This window comes from Sphingomonas sp. (assembly GCF_048595155.1).
In the GTDB taxonomy this organism is placed as follows: Bacteria; Pseudomonadota; Alphaproteobacteria; order Sphingomonadales; family Sphingomonadaceae; genus Sphingomonas_I.
Window position 1 is genome coordinate 1 of sequence record NZ_JBMDXN010000032.1, and the last position, 5,330, is coordinate 5,330.

The following is a 5,330-nucleotide window of genomic DNA, read 5'->3' on the forward strand; positions in this document are numbered from 1 at the left end:
GGCCCCCACCCACCAACTTTTGTGGGGGGTTTCCCCCCCCGGCAGGCCGATCCTCAGTAATTCATGCGGACGATGAACGAGTAGCGCCGGTCGTTCGTGAAATAGGAGCGCGGCGCGAGATCGTTGGAGCCGCTCTTATACGCCTGCAACAGCTTGGTCGTGGTGTTGGTCAGGTTCACGCCCTGCACGCCGACCTTGATGTAGCGGTTGATGTTGATGAACGCCGACGCGTCGAGCTGCCCGGTCTTGTCGTTGAAGATCGACGTGTAGGGGAAGATCACGTCCGCCGCGGTCAGCAGGAAGCGCGAGCGCCAATTATAGGCCGCACGGAGCGAGATCGGACCCTTTTCGTAGAAGAGGGTGGCGTTGATGTTATGCTTCGACAGGCCCTCGAGCGGCAGATTGCCCTTGGCAATTGTGGAATCGCTGGAGGGCGTGCCGCCGTTGAGGAAGGAGTTCGGCAGGCCCGAGCTCTTGATGTACGTATAATTGCCGTTGAAGCCGAAGCCGCTGAGGAAGCCAGGCAGGAAGTCGAACGTCTGCTGATAGGCGATTTCGAAGCCCTTGATCTTGCCCTTGCCGTCATAATTGGCCGGCCCGCGCGCCTGGATATTCTCCGTAATGCCGTTGTTGGTGATCGAACGATTGACCAGCGATTGGTAGAAGAAGCCATCGACCGACTTGTAGAAGGCGTCGAAGGACAGCTGTCCGACCCGGCCGAAATACCATTCGACGGTGGCGTCAAACTGCCATGCGGTGGCGGGCTTCAGGTAGGGATTGCCGGCGTTGATCGTGATGACACCCGATCCCGGTTCGAGGTCATAGGTGAGGTAGGACCGGATGTTGGAGAAATCGGGACGTGTCAGCACCTTGGACGCGGCGAAGCGCAGGATGACGTCCCGCGACAGACCGAACTTCAGGTTAGCGCTCGGCAGGAAATACCCATATTTGTTCGTAAAGACTGCCGGAATCGCCGCGTATGTGGGCGAAGCAAAGGTCCGCAGCCGTTCATATTCGGTGGCGCCGAGATTGCAGACGCCGCCTGGCTGCGAGGTCTGAACCGTGCCGTCCGGCAAAGTGAGCGTCGAGGGGGCGCACCGTGTTGCATAAGGATCGGTCACGCCCAGCAGTGCCTGGTTGGGAACGGCGGTCGCCGTATCCGAACTGACGGTGGTGTGAACATACCGCAGGCCGACATTGCCCGACATCCGGATGTTGCCGAAAATTGGATCGTTATTGCCGAACTGAAGCATGGCGTAAGCGGCGGAATCCTCCTGACGCACGCGCGATACTTCGGACGGCAGGAAGTCCGTGCCAGGGATGGCGCCGTCGCGCTGACCCGCCGCGAGGAACCGGTTGGAGGCCGTCGCGCCATTGGTGTTCCGCCAGATGTCGTTCTGTGCCTGGAAGAAGCTCGTCGCGCTGTCATAGCCCTTGATCAGGTCGCCATTGTAATAATAGGCGCTTGGCGGGGCGTTGGTCTTGCCGCGGAAGAAGTTGTCGAACGTGTAGAGCGACGACCGGCTGGTATCGCCCTGGTTGAATGTGACCGGCGTGCCGGACCATACCTCGCTGATCGCGCCCCAATTGTAGGCGGAATAACGCACGTCCTGGGTGCGCTCCGCATAGCGCGCGCCGAACTTGATGCGTTGCAGGAAGCCGCCATCGTCGAACTTGTAGGCGAAGTCGCCCTTGACCTGATATTCTTCGCCCGTGCTGTGCTCGATATGATCCATCGCCGCGCGCCAGAACTGGAAATCGCGGTTTTGGAAATATTGCGCGTCGGTGGCGGCGGCCATCGTCGGATTGGGCGTCGCCCAATTGGCAGCCAGCGTGAGCGGCTTGTGCGCGGTGACGACCGGTAGCTTGCCGGTCAGGTCTAACTCCTCGTCGGCGAAGGTTGAGCCGAACACGCTAAGATCGACCACGTCATGCTTGGCATAGGTGTAATCGACGTCGAGATTGATCGACCAATGGTCGTCCGGCTTGATGCTGAGGTTGAAGCCCGCATCCTTTACCAGATTCTCGTCATAGACCTGCCGGCGGGACAGGGATTGCTGCATGCCACCCGTCGGAACGGTCGTGGTCGCCGAACCGCTGGAGGCCGTGCGCCAGCCGCTGCCCGGCAACGTGATGAAGCCTTTCTGGAACAGGCCGCTGCTGTCGTAGCTGTAGTTCGGATAGGCGGCGGCCCCCGGATTATAGCCGGCGCCGCGTTGATCCTGGCCGAATACGAATTCACCGGCCGAATTGAGCTGGCATTCGGCGCGCGTCGTCGCGCTGCCGGCGCCGTTATTCGGACCATTGCTGTTCTGTTGGCAGCCCGCCGGATAGGTGCTGTATTCCGACAGGTCCGGCGCGGTTTCGAACGTATGTTCGCCCCAGGCATTGGTGGAGTGGGTCCGCAGGAATTGTGCGGTGAAGGTCGTACGCTGGTCGTTGCTCTGCCACTGCGCCGCGATCGCCTGGCCGTCGCGCTTGCGATCATAATCCTGGCTACGATACTGCCCGCCGATCGGCGCATAAGCGAGACCGGTCGGATCGGCGAAGCCGTCGGCACCCGGGGTGCCGGTGCTGCCGCAGATGTTGGCCGGGTTGGGGAAGGAGGCTCCGCCGACGCCAGTTACCGTGCTGGGCGGCAGCGTGGTCGCATCCTTGCTGCCGGGCAGCTGGTTGCGGCAGGTGATGGTTGTGTTCGTGCCCGTGCCGGTCGCCGCCTGCACGCCATCGCGGGTTTGGAAATTGGTGACCTGGATGCCGTCGGCGCGGCTCCGGAGGCGGGAGTAGGATGCGTTGGCGAGAAGGCCGAACGTGCCGATCGGCGTATCCCAGGTATTGGAGACCAGGATCGATCCCGTCGGGGCCCATTTCTTGGCGAAATCGCCATAATTGGCCTCAAGGCCGCCGCCGACATGGAAGCCCTTGTTGTCGAAGGGCTTGCGGGTGTTCAGGTTGACCGTTCCGGCCAGCCCACCTTCGGTAAGATCGGCCGTTGCGTTCTTGTAAACTTCGACTGAGCCGAGCAGTTCGGACGGTACGTCCGCAAAGTTGATCGCCTGGCCGCCGATGCCGGCCGAGAAGGTGTCGCGGCCGTTAAATTCCGAACGCACGAAATTGAGGCCGCGCACATTGACGCCCGACCCTTCCACCGAGAAATGGTCGGGATCGTTGTTGCCGGCGAAGCGGTTGATCGAGACGCCGGGCACGCGCTGCAGCGCCTCCGTCACCGACCGATCCGGCAAGGCGCCGATGTCCTGCGCAGTGATGGCATCGACGACCGTATCGGAGTTGCGCTTGAGGTTCTGGGCGTTGGCAAGGCTCTGACGAATGCCGGTCACAACGACTTCATCGGCCGAGCCGGTCGCATCCTGGGCCGCTGACGCGGCGCCTGGGGTGTTGGTCGACGTCGCACTGCCGGCCGTATTCTGGCCACTGCTGGCGCCGGTCTGCGCCTGCGCCGGAGCGGCCAGCGCGAAGACGCACATCGCGAGGACGGAAGCGCCCGTCCGCACGCCGGTTCTACCAGCAAGGCTAAACCTGCCGCGCGCAAGCGACACGTCGTCCACAGTCATGAGGCCCCTCTTTCTTTTTTCGTCCCTGTCGATGTCTCATCGCGGTGACCGCGCGGCATCTTGTAACAATTGGTAGGACCGGTCCGGGCGCACCGCAAGGGGGAACCTGCTAGAATGGGATAAACCGTTTTCAGTTTTTGTAACTTAGCTATGAAGCGAGCGATCGCGGGCGTACCAGCCTGGCGACAGGGGTGGAGACGGATGGAAGAAGCACGTGCCCAGCGCGTGGTGGTGGTGGGCGGAGGCACGTCCGGCTGGATGACCGCCGCCGCGCTGGCCAAGCTGCTGCCCGAAAGATGCGACGTCCACCTGATCGAATCAGAGGCGATCGGGATTATCGGGGTAGGGGAGGCCACGCTTCCCCACATCCGCGCCTTCAACGAACGCTTGGGCATCGCCGAAGCGGAGTTCATGGCGGCCACCCGCGCCACGTTCAAACTGGGCATCGAATTCCGCAATTGGGGGCGGATCGGCGACAGCTATATCCATCCCTTCGGCACGTTCGGCCGCGGCACCGGCGCCGTCCAATTTCACCATTATTATTCGCGGCTGGCCCAGGCCGGCATCACACTGCCGCCAATCGAAGCCTTTTCAATGGCCTGTAGCTTGGCGCGCGCGAACCGTTTCGGTGCACCGTCGGGTGACCCCCGGGAGATCGCCTCGACCTTTGGCTATGCCTATCAGTTCGATGCGGTCGCCTTCGCCCCGTATCTGCGGCGCCTTGCCGAGCAGCTGGGCGCACGTCGCAGCGAAGGCAGGATCGTCGACGTCGATCGCGATAGTGTGAGCGGCGACGTCGCGGCGGTGATCCTGGAGGATGGACGCCGGATCGAAGGCGATCTTTTCGTCGATTGCTCGGGCTTTGTCGCGCTGTTGATCGGCAAGGCGATGGGGGAGCCGTTCGACGACTGGTCGCATTGGCTGCCGGCGGACCGGGCAGTCGCCTTGCCGTGCCGGACCGAAACCGCCGTCACCCCGTTCACCAGCGCGATCGCAATGCCGTCAGGCTGGCGCTGGCGCATCCCGCTGCAGCACCGCACCGGCAACGGCTATGTCTTCGCAAGCGACTTCATCACGGAAACAGCAGCGGCGGATGCGCTGACGGCGGCGGTCGAGGGCGCGCCGATGGCGGATCCGCGGGTGCTGCGCTTCAAGGCCGGCCGCCGGATTCGTAGCTGGGTCAACAATGTGGTTTCCATCGGACTGTCGTCCGGCTTTCTGGAGCCGCTTGAATCGACCAGCCTCTACTTGGTGCAGCAGGCTATCACGGCCCTGGTGGAGCTGTTTCCGGAGCGCGCAATCTCGCCGTTGGATCGGGATGAGTTCAACCGGTTGATCAACATGGAATATGATCGGGTGCGCGACTTCCTGATCCTCCACTATCACGCGACGCAGCGCGACGATTCCGACTTTTGGAATTATGTGCGGACAATGGCGATTCCCGACAGCCTGGCGGAAAAGATCGAGTTGTTTCGCCGCCGCGGGCGGGTGGTGAAATATCGCGAAGGCGCTTTCCTGGATGCGAGCTGGGTGTCGGTCTATCTGGGGCAAGGCGTAATGCCGGAAAGCTATGATCCGCGCGCAGTCGGCCCCTCCATCGACAGCCTCGTTTCCGGCCTGCAGCGGATCCGCGGTGAAATCGGCGCGGCGATCGCGGATATGCCCGACCATGTCGCGTTCCTGGGCGATTATTGCCCGATGCCGGCGGCGGCATGACGGCGATCGACGCGCCGATCCGCACGGTCGTGGTGGTAGGCG

Annotated in this window: 2 protein-coding genes; one reads left to right on the forward strand and one right to left on the reverse strand. The window is 62.6% G+C overall.

Annotated elements, in window-relative coordinates; genetic code table 11:
• Positions 1–53: 53 nt before the first annotated feature.
• Complete coding sequence (locus tag ACOJSI_RS05195; protein WP_420137197.1) at positions 54–3,572, reverse strand: TonB-dependent receptor; 3,519 nt, start codon at positions 3,570–3,572, stop codon at positions 54–56.
• Positions 3,573–3,773: 201 nt separating this feature from the next.
• Here ACOJSI_RS05195 and ACOJSI_RS05200 point away from each other — a divergent pair, with 201 nt between their 5' ends.
• Complete coding sequence (locus ACOJSI_RS05200; protein ID WP_420137198.1) at positions 3,774–5,288, forward strand: tryptophan halogenase family protein; 1,515 nt, start codon at positions 3,774–3,776, stop codon at positions 5,286–5,288.
• Positions 5,289–5,330: the final 42 nt, after the last annotated feature.

Bases quoted from the DNA above. Each gene is read 5' to 3' on its own strand.
- ACOJSI_RS05195 (WP_420137197.1), bottom strand. From the start codon at position 3,572: ATGACTGTGGACGACGTGTCGCTTGCGCGCGGCAGGTTTAGCCTTGCT.
- ACOJSI_RS05200 (WP_420137198.1), top strand. From the start codon at position 3,774: ATGGAAGAAGCACGTGCCCAGCGCGTGGTGGTGGTGGGCGGAGGCACG.